The sequence below is a fragment of the Mycobacterium sp. SMC-4 genome, from assembly GCF_025263265.1.
Lineage (GTDB): Bacteria > Actinomycetota > Actinomycetes > Mycobacteriales > Mycobacteriaceae > Mycobacterium.
Window position 1 is genome coordinate 3,013,267 of record NZ_CP079869.1, and the last position, 14,429, is coordinate 3,027,695.

Here is a 14,429-nt window from a genome sequence, read left to right on the forward strand (position 1 = left end):
GGTGTCAGAACTGCGGAAGCCGGACCACCTGCACGAAGAACTCGTCGATCTGGCGCACCGCGTTCATGAACTGATCGAGATCGACCGGTTTGGTGACATAGGCATTGGCGTGCAGCTTGTAGCTGCGCAGGATGTCCTCTTCGGCCGACGACGTCGTGAGCACCACGACCGGGATGTGGCTGAGGTCAGGGTCGGACTTGATCGTCTCGAGCAGCTGACGCCCGTCGTACTTGGGCAGGTTCAAATCCAGCAGGATCAGATCCGGCGTCGGAGCATCTCCGTACGGGCCGCGGCGGTACAGGAAGTCCAATCCCTCCTCGCCGTCGTGCGCGACGTGCAACGTGTTTTTGATCTTGTTGTGTTCGAAGGCTTCTCGGGTGATCAGCTCGTCACCCGGATCGTCTTCGATGAGCAACACGTCAATGGCGCGTTCAGCGGGGGTCATGACGTCGATCCTTCCAAAACGGGAGCCGCGGTGTCTTCCACTGCGACGGGCAACGTGAACTCAAAGCGTGTCCCCCCGGTGTAACGGTTGTCAATCCAGATGGTTCCGCCGTGGTGTTCGACGATCTTCTTGCACAGCGCCAGGCCGATCCCGGTGCCGCTGTATGCGTCGCGACCGTGTAGCCGCTGGAAGATCACGAACACCTTGTCGCTGAACTCCGGAGCTATACCGATACCGTTGTCCGCCAACGAGATCGACCAGTTCTGATGGTCGGAATCGGCGTCACATCTGATGGTGACCCGAGGAGCGACGTCGGGCTGGCGGAACTTGACCGCGTTACCGATCAGGTTCTGCCACAGCATCGCCAGCAGCGTCGGATCACCCTTGACCGTGGGCAGCCCCTGGGCCGGCCGTTCGATCACCGCACCGGATTCCTCGATCGAGGTGGCCAGGTTACCCAGCGCAGCGTCCAGCGCCGCGTCAAGGTCGACGTCGGTTTCGGTGGCGTTGAGCCGGCCCACCCTGGAGAACGTCAGCAGGTCGTTGATCAACACCTGCATTCGCTTGGCCCCGTCGACGGCGAAACCGATGTACTCGGCGCCGCGTTCGTCGAGTTGATCGCCGTAGCGCTTCTCCAGCAGCTGACAGAAAGACGCCACCTTGCGTAGCGGCTCCTGCAGATCGTGGGAAGCCACGTAGGCGAACTGCTCGAGTTCGGCGTTGGACCGGCGCAGTTCCTCGGCGTGTTCATCCAGCGCAGCTGTCGCCGCCTGCGAGGCTTCGAGTTCGTCGACGATGCGCTGACGCATGTTCTCCACGTCGTTGGCGATGGCGCGGATGTCTCTGGGGCCCTGCGGAAGGATCTGCTCGTTGAAGTGACCTTCGGCCACTCGACGGCAGGCCGCCGCGACCGCGGTGAGCGGCCGAACCAGCGCTTGGCGAAGCAACAGCGCCAGCAGCACCATCGTCACCAGAAACGCCGCCAGCATCGCCAGCAGCACCACGTTGCGCCAGGCCCGGATGCTGTCGAGCTCGGCGATGCCGGCATCACGCGCCTGCTCCAGGCGGTCATTCTGGATCTCGAAAAGGCCACGCAGCCGGTCGAACTCACTCTTGCCGATCGCATTGAGATCCGGGGAGATGACCGCGGGCCGGCCAGGTTGCACCGTGGCGATCGCGGGCTCGGCGAATTCGGTTCGCCACGTCGCCGCGGCCTGTTCGATGGCGTCGAGGTCCTCGAGGAGGTCCGGTCGATTCTGTTCCAGCAAGCGCAGTTCCACCGAGGTCTCGGCTTCGGCCTGTCGACCGTCGCCGTACGGGGCCAGGAACTGCTCGTCGGCCGAGATCAGGTACCCGCGCACCGCGGTCTCCTGGTCCCGCAACGCCGCTTGCAGCTGATACGCCGCGACCCGCGACGGAGCGATCTGATTGATGATCTGACTCGACACCTGCTCGGTGCGGTTGAGCAGCACCGCCACCACCACCGCGCCGGCGAGGACGACGACGGCAAGAACAGCCAAGATCATGTTCTGCCAACCCTGAACGGTCAGCCTCGGCCCCCCGGCGGGCCGTGGTTGCGGCCGGGTCATCGCTGCGGCACCCGCTCGACCCGGACGACGGCGATATCGTCACCGATGCCGCCCTGCGGCTGGGCACGATCTTCGACCGCGTTGATGAGCGCGTCGACGAACGCCCGGCCCGGCAGCGCGGCCAGCGATTGCGCCAGCTCCAGGAGTCCCGACTCACCCAGGCGTTCGTTTCCGCGCCCGATGTGCCCTTCGAACAAGCCGTCGGTCAGCAACACCAACCCTTTGCCGTCGGGGAGCTCCACCTGCGCGGGAGCCCATTCGCCGGCCTGCAGACCCAACGCGGGTCCACCGGGCGGTTCCACCCACTCCACGGTTCCGCCGCCGTGCAGCAGCATGCCCGGATGCCCGGCCCGGACCGCGGTGATCACCGGACCTTCCGGCGGGATGGCCAAGCTGAGGACGGTGGCGAAGATCCCCTTACCGGCCCGTTCGGCGCGCAGAATCCGTTCCAGTTGCCGCATCCGCTCCGCGCCGCGCAGCCCGGCGAAGGTCAACGTCCGCCACGCGATCCGCAGCGCCACCCCCAGAGCAGCCTCGTCAGGGCCGTGGCCGGCGACGTCGCCGATCATCACGTGCACCGTACGATCCGGGGTCTGCACGAAGTCATAGAAGTCGCCACCGAGCAGGGCGTTGGCGCGGCTGGGCCGGTACTGGCTGACGATGTCCACGCCGGGGTTGTCCAGCAGCAGCGGCGAGGGCAGCAGACCCCGCTCCAACCGCGCGTTCTCCCGCTCGCGCAGCTGCGTGGCGTGCAGATCCACCGCGGTCAGCTCGGCGCGTTTGCGCTCGATCGCGTAGAGCACCGCGCGGCGCAGCGTGTCGGGATCGACGCGGTCTTTGACCAGATAGTCCTGGGCTCCCGAGCCGACCGCCACCGACGCGAAGTGCTCGTCGTTGAGCCCGGTCAACACCACCACCGGAATGGTGGCGTCCATTCCCGCGATGCGGGCGAGGCCGTCCATGCCGTCGATGTCGTGCAGGTGCAGATCCAGCAGCACACAGTCAGGGCGGCCGCCTGCGATGAGCGCCTCGGCCTCGCCCATGGACTGCGCCCACCGCACCGTGATGTCGACGCCGGTGTCGGCGATGAGTTCCTCGACCAGGATCGCGTCCGCGCGGTCGTCCTCTACCAGCAGCAACGACAGCGTGTCGCTGTCATGCAGGACGCTCATGGCCCCTGGCTCTTTCGTTGGCACGCTCACCGGCGGGCCGATCTGTTCGATTGACAATTTCTTGAGAATACCCGGGGCAGGTGGTTCGCGGACAACCGCGCCGATGCGGCGTTGCGGACCCGGGCCACCGGTGCCGGCGCTGATAATCTGCCTGCGTTCGCCGCCGGTGAGCTCGGGGTCTGGCTTTCGCACATCGCCCCCGGCCGCGGCGTGGCAAAGGCACACAGCAACCCGATCCGACGAAATGAGTGGCGTGCGCAGCGGAGAGATCAAGGCCTTGTCCGGCCTGCGCATCGTCGCCGCAGTATGGGTGGTGCTGTTCCATTTCCGGCCGATGTTGGCCGCGGCGGCGCCCGAATTCAGTAGTGCACTCGCGCCCATCCTCGACGCCGGCGCGCAGGGCGTCGATCTGTTCTTCATCCTCAGCGGTTTCGTTCTGACCTGGAACTACCTGGACCGTATGGGCCAGACATGGTCCACCAGGGCGACACTGCGTTTTCTGTGGCTGCGGCTTGCGCGGGTGTGGCCGGTGTATCTGGTGACGATGCATCTGGCTGCGGCGTGGATTGTTTTCACGCTCTACGTCGGTCGTGTTCCCGCCGAGCCCGAGGTGGTGCAGTCTCTCAACGCCACCAGTTGGTGGCGTCAGGTTCTGCTGGTCCAGCTGTGGTTCGAGCCCTACTTCGACGGGACGAGCTGGGACGGCCCGGCGTGGTCGATCAGTGCCGAGTGGCTGGCGTATTTGCTGTTCGGCGGGTTGATCCTGGTGGTGTTCCGCATCGCGGCGGTGACCCGGGCGCGGGCGTTGATGTGGTTGGCGGTCGCGGCCTCGATGCCGCCGATCTTGTTGCTGTTGGCCAGCGGGTTGTTCTACACGCCGTGGAGTTGGCTGCCCCGCATCGTGATGCAGTTCCTGGCAGGCGCGTTGGCCTGCGCCGCAGTGCGCAAGCTGCAACTGTCGGAGCGCTCGCGACGGGTGGCAGGCGTCACCTCGCTGGGGATCGGCGCGGCGATCATCGGCGGGCTGTACCTGCTCGATGCCCATCCACCCGGGAACATCTACGACGCCGGCGGTCTGGTCGACGTCCTGTTTGTGCCGTTCGTGATCGCGGTGGCCATCGGTGCGGGAACGCTGCCGGCCTTGTTGTCGATCAGACCCATGGTCTATCTCGGGCACATCTCGTTCAGCCTGTACATGCTGCACGAGATCGTGCACACCGCGTGGAATTGGGCAGTGCAGCAGTTCGACATCACGCTGACGCCCAGCTGGTCGGCGAAGATGATCGTCGTGGGCCTGATCGTGGTGGCGGGTCTGGGCGCGGCGTGGCTCTACCACTTCGTCGAGGAGCCCGCTCGGCGGTGGATGCGGCGGATGGTCGCCCCGCACGACCCGCACCGGACCCAGATGGCCGAGCCGCCGCCGGGCAGACTGCAGCCGGTGGCGCGCGCCGGATAACGATCGCGGGGCGCTGCGGCGCGTCGCGGCCGACGACTACGCCGACGAACTACGCTGGTCCGGTGAGTCGGCTGTGCACCTTCCTGCTCGCTGCCGCAGTACTTTTCGGCAGCACCTATGTCCCGCTGCCCGCGGCGCAGCAGCCGCAGGTGCGGCACCTCAACTTCATCGCCAACAGCGTGACGGTGATCGGCGACTCCTACACCACGGGCAGCGACCAGGGCGGCAACGGACCCAGGTCGTGGGCGCCGCAGGTGTGGCGCGAGCTATCGGCGCGTGGCATCGCGGTGAGGCCGACGGTGGCCGCCGAAGGCGGCGCGGGTTATTGCACCCGCGGCAACCGGGGCAGCGTCTTCGAGGATCTGACGGTGCGCTCGGTCAAGCCCGGCGATGCGCTGGTGGTGTTCTACGGATCCCGCAACGACATGCCCGTCGACCCGACCCGGTTGTCCATCGCGATGTACGGCACGCTGAAGTTGGCTCGCCAGATCGCGCGCTCGGCCAAACTTCTGGTGATCGGACCGCCCTGGCCGACGGAAACCCCGCCACCGGAGATCCTGCGGATCCGCGATGTGCTGTCTTATCAGGCCGAACTGGCCGGAGCGACATTTGTCGACCCGATAGCCGCGCGCTGGTTCGCCGGCCGATCGGAACTGATCGGCAAAGACGGCGTGCACCCCACCGATGCGGGTCACGCCTACATGGCCGCCAAGATCGCCCCGCTGATCGGTGCCCAGCTCAACCCGTATTGAGGCTACGGTGATCCGATGGTGATCCGATGATCCGCAACGTGGTCCTGGCCAAGCTCACATCCGGTTACGACGCCGCCGAAGTGGCCAGCATCCAGCAGGGGTTGCGCGAGCTCAACTGTCCGGGGACCGTGCGCGTGACCGTGGGCACCGACGCCGGGTTGCGGGACGGCAACTGGGATTTCGTGATCGTCGCCGATTTCGCCGATGTGGCGGCGTACCGCGGTTACGACGAGGATGCGGCGCACAATCAGCTGCGGGCGCGTCTGGCACCGATGGTCGAACAGATCGCGCGGGCCCAGTTCGCGGTCGACGACGACTGAGCCGTCACCGGGGGCGGGTGTAGCGCTGGGCGAAGCGTCGCAGGATCGTCATCGGCGCGCTGACCGGCCGTTGTCGGGCCGTCTCCTTGAGCGTCTCGGCGGTCTCGGGGGCGAAGTACCCGTGATCCTTGTACACGTCGACGCGGGTACACAGGCCGTCGACGTCGAGCTCGGGATGGAATTGCGTGGCATAGACGTTGGCGCCCACCCGGAACGCCTGAATCGGGCAGGCGGGGGAGCTGGCCAGGTGCGCGACACCCGCCGGCAGGCTGGCGGCAGCCTCCTTGTGACCCCCGAAGGCGTCGAAGTCATCGGGGAGCTCGGCGAAGACCGGGTCATTGCGTCCCTGTTCGGTCAGCGACACCCTGACCGGCCCGACCGGCTCGCTGTGCACCCGATCGATTGTGGCGCCGATGGCAGCTCCGACCGTACCGATGCCGTAGCAGCACCCCAGAAACGGGAAGTCGCGGTCGATCACGGCGTCGAGCAACCGCGCCAGTTCGGCCTCCACCCGCCGCTGTGTCAGGGTCTTGGCACGCTCATCGTCACTGACGTTGTAGGGACCGCCGCCCAGGATGATGCCCGACCAGTCCCGGAGGTCCACGTGGCCCAGCGGTTGGGTGGTGAGCGCGATCCGGTGCAACTGATGGTCGGCCAATGCGGCGAAGCGCCGCATCGCCCGGAATTCGTCGTCGGCCGCCGCATCTTCGTCGCGGATGGACAACAGCAGGAACGGCGCATCGGCCACGCCGTTAGGTTAGTCGCGGCCGGCCGGACTACGTTGTCGGTCAGTGAGAACGCTGATCGACTTCCGCGACGCCCGCGTCGTTGCCCTTCCCACCCCCGACGGGCTGCGGGTCGGCGTCCTGGTGGAAGGCCCGCAGGGCTGGGGCGAGTTCAGTGCGCCGCCCGATGCCGACGATGCACTCGCGGCGCGATGGCTGACAGCAGCTATGGAGCCGAGCACTGTGGGCTGGCCGGACGCGGTGCGTGGTCAGGTGCCGGTAGCTGCCGCGCGGGTCACGGTCGCCGCGCGTCCCGGGGCGCTCGACGCTGCGCTCGAGCGCGTGCACGCCGTCCATGACAATCTGCCGGCGGGGGCCCTGTTGCGCTGCTCGGTACAGGTCGCCGACGTCGACGCTGCTGTCGGGCTCATCGGCGAACTGGCGCGCACGATCCCCGCACTCGACATCGTCGAATTGACATCCGCCTCAGCGGTTTCGGCCGCCGCGCTGCGGTCTCGCAGCGCGGTCCCGGTCGCCGTCGAGGCCGATGTGCTGGCGCAGGCACCTCGGCCCGCTGAGATTGCCGACGCGGCGATACTGCGCAGCGGCCCGCTGGGCGGGGTGCGCCGCGCGTTGCGGCGCGCCGAAGCGATCGGGCTGCCCGCGCTGGTGAACCCGACAGGCCTGACCAGCGTGGGAATTGCCGGCGACATCGCGCTGGCGGCCGCCATGCCGCAGCTGCCCTACCCGTGCGGTCCGACCCCGAGGTGGCTGGCCGACGCCGACGTCGTCAGCCCATCTCGTTCGCTGACCGGGGAGGGCGGGTGGCTTCCGGCCGCCCCGACCCCGGCATCGCCGGACACCGACCGGCTGGGCCGCTACCAGGTCACCGACCCGAGCACGGTGGAGCGGTGGCAGGCGCTGCTGCAGCGCGCCGGCGAGGCACGCTAGCCACCCGGTGACCTCTGCTCAGTCCTGCTTGCTGATCAACCGTCCCAGCGCCGCGCGATCCGGTGCGAGCAGTTCGTCGATGCGCTCCTGATTGACATCGGCGACGATGATTTCGCCGACCTCCTGATACACGTCGCTGAAGATGCCGTGCGCCTTCATCTTGTCGGTTTGGTAGATGTTGTCCTCGGTCGGCGTCACGTAGTACACGATCACTGCCTTGAATCGGTGGATCAACCACAGGTGGATCAGGTCCATCAGCCGCTTCTGCCGCAGGTGTTCGGCGAAGGTGTTCTGGTCGCGGACGGTCAGGATGCTGCGGCCGTGTCGGTCCTTGATCGGGTCGACGACGACGTTGGCCAGCGGCTCCTCCCCGTCGCCGAGGATCTGCAAGTCGAGCACGTCGGAGCCGGCCCGCCGGGGACGCAACTGGACGTGCAGCTTCTCCGAGATCTGGTAGTGCTCGGCCCACAACGCCAGCCATTCCTCGAGCAGCTTCTTGGGCACCTCGGTCTGCACCAGGTGCTGATGCTGAGTGGAGCCCTTGCCCATCGACTTCGTGGTAGCCGTGCGCCCCGACGACGCTGCCAGTGCCGCGTCGCTGCGCGGACCTCCGACCAGCGTTTGCGGTGTGCGGTAAGGAGATTCGACCAACCGCATCTTGCGCTGCAGCCTGGCCAGCGCGAGCATACCTTCCTGGCGAAGCGAGGTCGCGAACTCTTCGGAGGCCACGCCGTCGACCTGGTGGCCGCCGTAGGTGATGAAGTTGAAGACGAACCCCATCTTGCCGAGTTCCTCGGGGAATGCCCGCATCTCCTCATCGGTCATTCCGGTGGTGTCCCAGTTGAACGACGGCGAAAGGTTGTAGGCCAACATCTTGTCCGGGTAGACGGCGTGGATGGCATCGGCGAACTGTTTGGCGTCGGCCAGATCGGCGGTCTTGGTCTCCATCCACAGGATGTCGGCGAACGGTGCGGCGGCCAACGACTTGGCGATCGCGTAGGGAATACCGCCGCGCACCTGGTAGTAGCCCTCGGGCGTCTTGGCCCGCTCGCAGTCCCAGGCCACGTCGGCGCCGAGTTCTTTGGCCTTCTCACGTGCGGTGTACAGCGGAGCGCGCTCGGCGAACGCGCGCCACTCGGCCACACTCATCGACGACGGCTCGCCTTCTCGGTCACGGAATTCCAGCAGCTCGGCGACCGCGCCACCGTAGGTGTTCAGCCCGGCATCCTGTTCCCACAGCTCGACGCATTTCGACTCGACCTTGTCGTAGGCCGCGTCGACCGAGGCCACCGCGCCATCCTTCCAGGTGCGCGCGGCGTCGTCGATCACCGCGACCAGACCCTGGCGCTGCAACCACGCCTCGGCCGCGGCGTACTCACCGTCGGGCAGCGCGTAGAGCAGGTGACCGTTGATCTCGCTGACACCCTGGTCGTAGAAGCGCCGCATCATGGCCAGGAAGCACGCCTTGTAGGGCGGGATCTTGAGGTTGGTGGCACCGAGCAGGAATGGTTGGTCCCGCTCATCGGCACGCCCGTCGATCAGGTTGGCCGCCTCGGCGTCGGTGCGCGCGACGATGATGCCGGGCACCCGCATCACGTCGAGCTGGAAACGCGCGGTGTTGAGCCGCTTGATCTGCTCGTCGGACGGGACGAGCACCTTGCCGCCCTGATGACCGCATTTTTTCGTCCCGGGACGCTGGTCCTCAATGTGGTAGCCCGGCACGCCGGCTTCGACAAAGCGCCGAATCAGGTTGCGTACGTGCGGATCACCACCGTGACCGGTGTCGGCGTCGGCGATGATGAACGGTCGGTAGTCGTACTCGGGAGTGGTCGCGCGTTGTTCGGGCGTCATCTGCTGGCGCAGGTAGTTCTGGTTGCGGTCGGCGGTCAGCAGCGCCCGGACCAGACCCGCGGCCTCCTCGGGCACCTGGCTGAGCGGATAGCTCGCCAGGTCCGGGCCGGGGTCCTCGGTGGTGGAGCCCTTCGCCGACGTGGCCCAGCCACCGAGGTAGATGCCCTCGATGCCCATGCGCTTCATCACCACGGCCTGGCCGGGGGAGTACGGCCCGAACGTGGTGATGGACTTCTTCTGCTCGAACAAGTTGCGCAGGTGCGGATAGAACGCGGTGGCGGCTTCGCGTGCCACTGCGTAGTCGACGGCGATGGTGCCGCGCTGCTCGGCGACCTGACGAGCGGTGTAGAGCCGAATCGTCCCGTCAAAACGCGGGCTGTCGAGGTAGCGCTGGGTCTCGGCGACATCGCGCTCGAAGGACGAATCGGACTGAAGGTCAGCTTCGGTGATGGCCATGCTTCACCCTACGGCGCGAGACCCGGCTAAACGGGCCATTTCTCCTGACGGTGGCCGGCGTCGAAGAACATCCACTCATAGCGCGCGGTCGTCACGAAGTGCGCTCGCGCGACGGCTTCCTCGTCGGAGGTCAGCGACGGGCCGATCCGGTCGGCCAGATGCAGCACCTCGGTGACGGTCGTGGCGAATTCGTCACCCCCGTAGCTGTCGATCCAGCGCTGGTAACGCGGATCGGTCGAACCCCGCTGTGCCAGTTCTGCGCCGACCTCGGCGTAGATCCAGTAGCACGGCAGCACCGTGGCCAGCCCGTCGGCGAAGCTGCCGTCGTAGGTGGTGGCCAGCAAGTAGCTGTTGTAGGCCTGGGTGGTCGGGCTGACCGGGATCCGGTCGACCTCCTGGGTGGACAGGCCCAGCGCCGGGAGCAACTCGCCGTGCAGCTCCAGTTCGACCTCGAAGACCTCGGCGGCGTGCCGGGCGAACATCGCCGTGTCGGCCAGCGTCGGCGCCTTGGCAGCGACGAGAGCCAGCGCGCGAGCGTAGGCCCTCAGGTAGTGCACATCCTGGGCGACATAGAACGCGAAAGAATCCGGTGCCAGGCTGCCGTCGGTGAGACCGGTGACGAACGGATGCGACACGATGGCGTCGAAGATCGGGGTGATCGCCGTCCATAGCTGCGTCGACCACGAATCGGCTCGGCCGGCTCCGATGCGGGGCACTGCGTTGGGCGCTGTCATGCCCGACATACTGCCAAGCGATGAGTTTGTCGTGTCGCCTCGGTCAGTATCGAGAGTTCACCACACACGAGCAAAGGTACTGCGATGACACGACCGAGCGCGCTGCCTCCGGTGGCCGACGCCGAAACCTGGCGCACAGCGCTGGCCGAGCTGCGAGCCCGGGAAAAGGCCGCCACCCGAGAGTTGGACGCGATCGCCGCGCAGCGGCGGCGGCTGCCCATGGTGGCGCTGCCCGACTACACGCTGATCGGCGCCGACGGACCGGTTCGGCTGGCCGACGTATTCGCCGGGCGCAGTCAGTTGATCGTCTACAACCATATGTGGACCGACGGCGCCGAATGGCAGTGCGGTGGCTGCACCGGGTTCACCTCACAGTTCACCCGACTGGAGTTCCTCGACAACTACGACGCCCGGTTCGTGATCGTGACCTCGGGGCCGATCGAGGAGGCGCTGGCTTACCGGGACAAGGTGGGCAACATGATGGATTGGTACTCCTCGGCGCAGAGCAGTTTCGCCGCCGATGTCGACGCCGCGCCCAACACCGGGTTTGCGGTCAACGTGTTCCTGCGTGATGGCGAGACGGTCTACCGGACCTGGCACACCAATGGCCGCGGCACCGAACAACTCAGTCACACCTTTGCGTTGATCGACATCTTGCCGTGGGGCCGGCAGGAGCAGTGGCAGGACGTACCGCCGGGCTGGCCGCAGCGGCCCACCTACTCGGGATGGCTGGATTCGCCTGACATCGCGCGCCAGTACGGCAACGGCCAGGCCTGAGCGGTCGGACCCCGGCGCGCCTGCGTGGGCTGGGGTTGGCAGACTGTGTCCATGGCACAGATAACGTTGCGTGGAAACCCGATCAATACCGTCGGCGAGCTGCCCGCTGTCGGCTCCCCGGCACCCGGCTTCACCCTCACCGGTACCGATCTCGGCTCGGTCAGCGCCGATCAGTTCCGCGACAAGCCGGTTCTGCTCAACATCTTCCCCTCGGTGGACACCCCGGTATGCGCGGCAAGCGTGCGCACGTTCAACGAGCGCGCTGCGTCCAGCGGTGTGTCGGTGCTGTGCGTGTCCAAGGACCTTCCGTTCGCGCAGAAGCGATTCTGCGGCGCCGAGGACATCGAGAACGTGACCACCGCGTCGGCGTTCCGGGACAGCTTCGGCGACGACTACGGCGTCACGATCGCTGACGGCCCGATGGCCGGTCTGCTGGCGCGTGCGGTCGTGGTGCTCGGCGCCGACGGCACCGTGACCTACACCGAGCTGGTGCCCGAGATCGGCCAGGAGCCTGACTACGACGCCGCACTGGCCGCGTTGAATTCCTGACCCAGCGTTGTGCGCACCCGGCAGCCGGCACCCTAGAGTGCCGGCCGCCGGCGTAGGTCACCGTTTCGTCCCGGTTGCGCAACTGTCCGGGCCGGCTCCTGCGACGACGTCAATACCTGTCTATGCCGTGGTGTAGAAGTGGTCATAGTGACAGTTGTTGTTTGAGTCCAGCGTCGGAGAGCCGCTGGCCGTCCGAAAGCGGTGGAAGTGCGATGCGACGCGTCCTTGTCCTGGTGATCGGTGTGGCGCTGCTGGTGGCAACGCCGGGCCTGGCAGCCGCCGACATCACGCGCTCGGCAACCAACCAGAAGGCGGTCGAGCTGGTCATCGCCCGGGCGATGTCCCAGCGCGGCGTGCCGTTCGCCTACGGAGGCGGTGGAGCATCCGGACCGAGTAAGGGCACCGTGGCCGCGCCCACTCCCGAAGAGCAACAAGAAGACACAGTGGCGCTGGGTGTGACGCCCGGCCTGGCTCTACCGCCGGTCACGGCAGCACCGCCGGCCGTGGCACCGGCTCCAGCGCCCCGCATCGAAGTGGTCGGCTTCGATGCTTCGGGACTCATGGTGTATGCCTACGCCGGCGCGGGCGTGAAGCTGCCCCGCTCCTCGGGCGAGCAGTACAAGGTCGGCCAGAAGGTGCTGCCGTCGATGGCGCTGCCCGGCGATCTCATCTTCTACGGACCGGAGGGCACCCAGAGCGTCGCGCTGTTCATCGGCAACGGACAGATGGTGGAGACCACCGACAAGGGCGTGGCGGTGTCAGCGGTGCGGACCAACAACATGACTCCCTATCTGGTTCGCATCATCGCCTGACGCCCGGGACTTGTTGACACATCAGCTTTTTGGCCTCCCACCGTAGACTGCGCTGATGGGCCTGTTGCAGATCGAGGAGTGCCTCGGGCCGGACGGCGGCATCGTGCTGCCACCCGGCGTCACGCTGATCTCGTTGATCGACCGAAACATCGCCCACGTCGGCGATACCGTCGCCTACCGGTACCTGGACTACACCGGTTCCTCCAGCACTCGTGAACTGACGTGGTACGAGCTCGGGATACGGATGCAGGCCATCGGTGCGCGCGTGCAACAGGTGGCCGAGCGCGCAGACCGGGTGGCGATCTTGGCACCACAGGGTCTCGATTACATCGCCGCGTTCTTCGCCGCGATCCGGGCCGGCACGATCGCCGTGCCCTTGTTCGCCCCCGAGTTGCCCGGTCACGCCGAGCGGCTCGACGTCGCCCTGCGCGACGCCCTCCCGCACGCAGTGCTGACCACTGCGGCGGCCCGCGACGCGGTGGTCGACTTCCTGGAGGCGATGCCGTCGTTCGAGGTGCCGCCGGTCCTGGCGGTCGACGAGATCCCCGATTCGGCGGCGGGAACGTTCACGCCTGTTCCCATCGGCATCGAAGACGTTTCGCATCTGCAGTACACCGGTGGCGCCACGCGGGCGCCGGTCGGTGTCGAGATCACCCACCGCGCGGTGGGCACCAATCTTCTGCAGATGATCCTGTCGATCGACCTGCTCGACCGAAATACCCACGGGGTCAGCTGGTTACCGCTGTACCACGACATGGGCCTGTCGATGATCGGGTTTCCCACGGTCTACGGCGGGCACACGACATTGATGTCGCCGACGGCATTCATCCGGCGGCCGCTGCGGTGGATCCAGGCGTTGTCGGACGGTTCGCGCACCGGGCGGGTGGTCACGGCTGCGCCGAACTTCGCCTACCAGTGGACCGCCGCACGCGGGCTGCCGGCCCCCGGCGCCGACATCGACCTGGCCAATGTGTCGCTGATCATCGGTTCTGAGCCGATCAGCATCGAGGCGATCGGCACCTTCACCGAGGCTTTCACCGCATTCGGGTTGCCGCCCACGGCATTCAAACCGTCGTACGGACTGGCCGAGGCCACCTTGTTCGTGTCCACCATCGGACCCGCGGAGCAGGCCAGGGTGCTCTACACCGACCGCGAGGCGCTCGGCCGCGGCCGGGCCGTCCCGGTCACCGCCGACGACCCCCGCGCCATCGGTCATGTTTCGTGCGGCCGGATCGCTCGCAGTCTGTGGTGCGTGATCGTCGATCCGGCCACCGGTTCGGAACAACCCGACGGGCAGGTCGGTGAACTCTGGCTTCAGGGTGACAACATCGGTCGCGGGTATTGGAACCGGCCCGAGGACACCCGGCACGCGTTCGGCGCCCGGCTGCGATCGCAGCTCCCCGAGCACAGTCACGGGGCCGGGGCCCGAGCGGACCAACAGTGGCTACGCACCGGTGATCTCGGCTTCTATCTCGATGGGGAGCTGTTCGTCACCGGTCGCATCGCCGACATGGTGCAGGCGCACGGGCGCCAGCACTACCCGCACGACATCGAAACCACTGCCGCGGAGGCCTCAGCGGTGGTGCGGCGCGGCTATGTGGCGGCATTCACCGTCGACGGCGACCGGCTGGTGGTTGTCGCCGAACGTGCGACCGGAACCGGCCGCGCCGATCCGGCGTCGGCCGCCGAGGCGATTCGCGCTGCCGTGCAGCAGCGACACGGCCTCGAGGTGGCCGAGGTGCGCATCGTGCCTGCGGGTTCGATTCCCCGCACCACGAGCGGAAAGCTGGCCCGCCACGCGTGCCGTAGCGACTTTCTCGGTGGCCTCTTCGACTGAGCG

At 67.1% G+C, this 14,429-nt stretch carries 14 protein-coding genes; 8 read left to right on the top strand and 6 right to left on the bottom strand.

All coding sequences use genetic code 11. The features are described from left to right. Positions 1 to 4: 4 nt before the first annotated feature. From KXD98_RS14345 to KXD98_RS14355, 3 genes are read right to left on the bottom strand one after another with little or no spacing between them, the layout of a single operon-like run. Complete coding sequence (locus tag KXD98_RS14345) at positions 5 to 445, bottom strand: response regulator (protein ID WP_260759061.1); 441 nt, start codon at positions 443 to 445, stop codon at positions 5 to 7. Further along, on the bottom strand, positions 442 to 2,034 hold the full coding sequence (locus tag KXD98_RS14350) for a CHASE3 domain-containing protein (protein WP_260759062.1): 1,593 nt from the start codon (positions 2,032 to 2,034) through the stop codon (positions 442 to 444). The genes KXD98_RS14345 and KXD98_RS14350 overlap by 4 nt, the downstream gene beginning before the upstream one ends. After that, complete coding sequence (locus KXD98_RS14355) at positions 2,031 to 3,206, bottom strand: PP2C family protein-serine/threonine phosphatase (protein ID WP_260759063.1); 1,176 nt, start codon at positions 3,204 to 3,206, stop codon at positions 2,031 to 2,033. The genes KXD98_RS14350 and KXD98_RS14355 overlap by 4 nt, the downstream gene beginning before the upstream one ends. A gap of 244 nt (positions 3,207 to 3,450) precedes the next feature. Here KXD98_RS14355 and KXD98_RS14360 point away from each other — a divergent pair, with 244 nt between their 5' ends. The 3 genes from KXD98_RS14360 (at position 3,451) to KXD98_RS14370 (ending at position 5,734) form a co-directional block, all read left to right on the top strand. Beyond that, positions 3,451 to 4,662, top strand: a complete 1,212-nt coding sequence (locus tag KXD98_RS14360) for an acyltransferase (protein WP_260759064.1) — start codon at positions 3,451 to 3,453, stop codon at positions 4,660 to 4,662. 62 nt (positions 4,663 to 4,724) lie between these two features. Next, on the top strand, positions 4,725 to 5,414 hold the full coding sequence (locus KXD98_RS14365) for an Rv0518 family GDSL lipase (RefSeq protein WP_260759065.1): 690 nt from the start codon (positions 4,725 to 4,727) through the stop codon (positions 5,412 to 5,414). Between the two features lie 26 nt (positions 5,415 to 5,440). After that, positions 5,441 to 5,734, top strand: coding sequence for a Dabb family protein (locus tag KXD98_RS14370; protein WP_260759066.1), 294 nt, complete (start codon positions 5,441 to 5,443; stop codon positions 5,732 to 5,734). Between the two features lie 4 nt (positions 5,735 to 5,738). On the opposite strand, the gene KXD98_RS14375 is transcribed toward KXD98_RS14370, so the two are convergent. Next, the gene (locus tag KXD98_RS14375) at positions 5,739 to 6,482 is read right to left on the bottom strand and encodes a glutamine amidotransferase (RefSeq protein ID WP_260759067.1); all 744 of its coding nucleotides are present in this window, start codon (positions 6,480 to 6,482) and stop codon (positions 5,739 to 5,741) included. Positions 6,483 to 6,525: 43 nt separating this feature from the next. Here KXD98_RS14375 and KXD98_RS14380 point away from each other — a divergent pair, with 43 nt between their 5' ends. After that, on the top strand, positions 6,526 to 7,410 hold the full coding sequence (locus tag KXD98_RS14380) for an O-succinylbenzoate-CoA synthase (protein ID WP_260759068.1): 885 nt from the start codon (positions 6,526 to 6,528) through the stop codon (positions 7,408 to 7,410). 18 nt (positions 7,411 to 7,428) lie between these two features. On the opposite strand, the gene aceA is transcribed toward KXD98_RS14380, so the two are convergent. Further along, entirely contained in the window at positions 7,429 to 9,717 is a 2,289-nt protein-coding gene (aceA, locus tag KXD98_RS14385) for an isocitrate lyase ICL2 (protein WP_260759069.1), read from the bottom strand. Between the two features lie 26 nt (positions 9,718 to 9,743). Beyond that, positions 9,744 to 10,451 carry a thiaminase II gene (gene tenA, locus KXD98_RS14390; RefSeq protein WP_260759070.1) on the bottom strand — a complete coding sequence of 236 codons (708 nt, stop codon included), beginning with the start codon at positions 10,449 to 10,451 and terminating at the stop codon, positions 9,744 to 9,746. Positions 10,452 to 10,535: 84 nt separating this feature from the next. On the opposite strand from tenA, the gene KXD98_RS14395 reads away from it, so the two are divergent. The 4 genes from KXD98_RS14395 (at position 10,536) to KXD98_RS14410 (ending at position 14,426) form a co-directional block, all read left to right on the top strand. After that, positions 10,536 to 11,228 (top strand): DUF899 domain-containing protein, encoded by a 693-nt coding sequence (locus tag KXD98_RS14395; RefSeq protein WP_260759071.1) that lies wholly within the window; start codon positions 10,536 to 10,538, stop codon positions 11,226 to 11,228. 51 nt (positions 11,229 to 11,279) lie between these two features. After that, on the top strand, positions 11,280 to 11,777 hold the full coding sequence (tpx, locus tag KXD98_RS14400) for a thiol peroxidase (RefSeq protein WP_260759072.1): 498 nt from the start codon (positions 11,280 to 11,282) through the stop codon (positions 11,775 to 11,777). 212 nt (positions 11,778 to 11,989) lie between these two features. Further along, positions 11,990 to 12,589 (top strand): NlpC/P60 family peptidoglycan-binding protein RipD, encoded by a 600-nt coding sequence (ripD, locus tag KXD98_RS14405; protein WP_260759073.1) that lies wholly within the window; start codon positions 11,990 to 11,992, stop codon positions 12,587 to 12,589. Between the two features lie 55 nt (positions 12,590 to 12,644). Next, positions 12,645 to 14,426 carry a fatty acyl-AMP ligase gene (locus KXD98_RS14410; RefSeq protein ID WP_260759074.1) on the top strand — a complete coding sequence of 594 codons (1,782 nt, stop codon included), beginning with the start codon at positions 12,645 to 12,647 and terminating at the stop codon, positions 14,424 to 14,426. Positions 14,427 to 14,429 lie beyond the last annotated feature (3 nt).

What these genes read in the sequence shown, in the direction of transcription:
- KXD98_RS14345 (WP_260759061.1), bottom strand. Translation starts at nt 445, where the DNA reads ATGACCCCCGCTGAACGCGCCATTGACGTGTTGCTCATCGAAGACGAT.
- KXD98_RS14350 (WP_260759062.1), bottom strand. Translation starts at nt 2,034, where the DNA reads ATGACCCGGCCGCAACCACGGCCCGCCGGGGGGCCGAGGCTGACCGTT.
- KXD98_RS14355 (WP_260759063.1), bottom strand. Translation starts at nt 3,206, where the DNA reads ATGAGCGTCCTGCATGACAGCGACACGCTGTCGTTGCTGCTGGTAGAG.
- KXD98_RS14360 (WP_260759064.1), top strand. Translation starts at nt 3,451, where the DNA reads ATGAGTGGCGTGCGCAGCGGAGAGATCAAGGCCTTGTCCGGCCTGCGC.
- KXD98_RS14370 (WP_260759066.1), top strand. Translation starts at nt 5,441, where the DNA reads ATGATCCGCAACGTGGTCCTGGCCAAGCTCACATCCGGTTACGACGCC.
- aceA (WP_260759069.1), bottom strand. Translation starts at nt 9,717, where the DNA reads ATGGCCATCACCGAAGCTGACCTTCAGTCCGATTCGTCCTTCGAGCGC.
- tenA (WP_260759070.1), bottom strand. Translation starts at nt 10,451, where the DNA reads ATGACAGCGCCCAACGCAGTGCCCCGCATCGGAGCCGGCCGAGCCGAT.
- KXD98_RS14395 (WP_260759071.1), top strand. Translation starts at nt 10,536, where the DNA reads ATGACACGACCGAGCGCGCTGCCTCCGGTGGCCGACGCCGAAACCTGG.
- tpx (WP_260759072.1), top strand. Translation starts at nt 11,280, where the DNA reads ATGGCACAGATAACGTTGCGTGGAAACCCGATCAATACCGTCGGCGAG.
- ripD (WP_260759073.1), top strand. Translation starts at nt 11,990, where the DNA reads ATGCGACGCGTCCTTGTCCTGGTGATCGGTGTGGCGCTGCTGGTGGCA.
- KXD98_RS14410 (WP_260759074.1), top strand. Translation starts at nt 12,645, where the DNA reads ATGGGCCTGTTGCAGATCGAGGAGTGCCTCGGGCCGGACGGCGGCATC.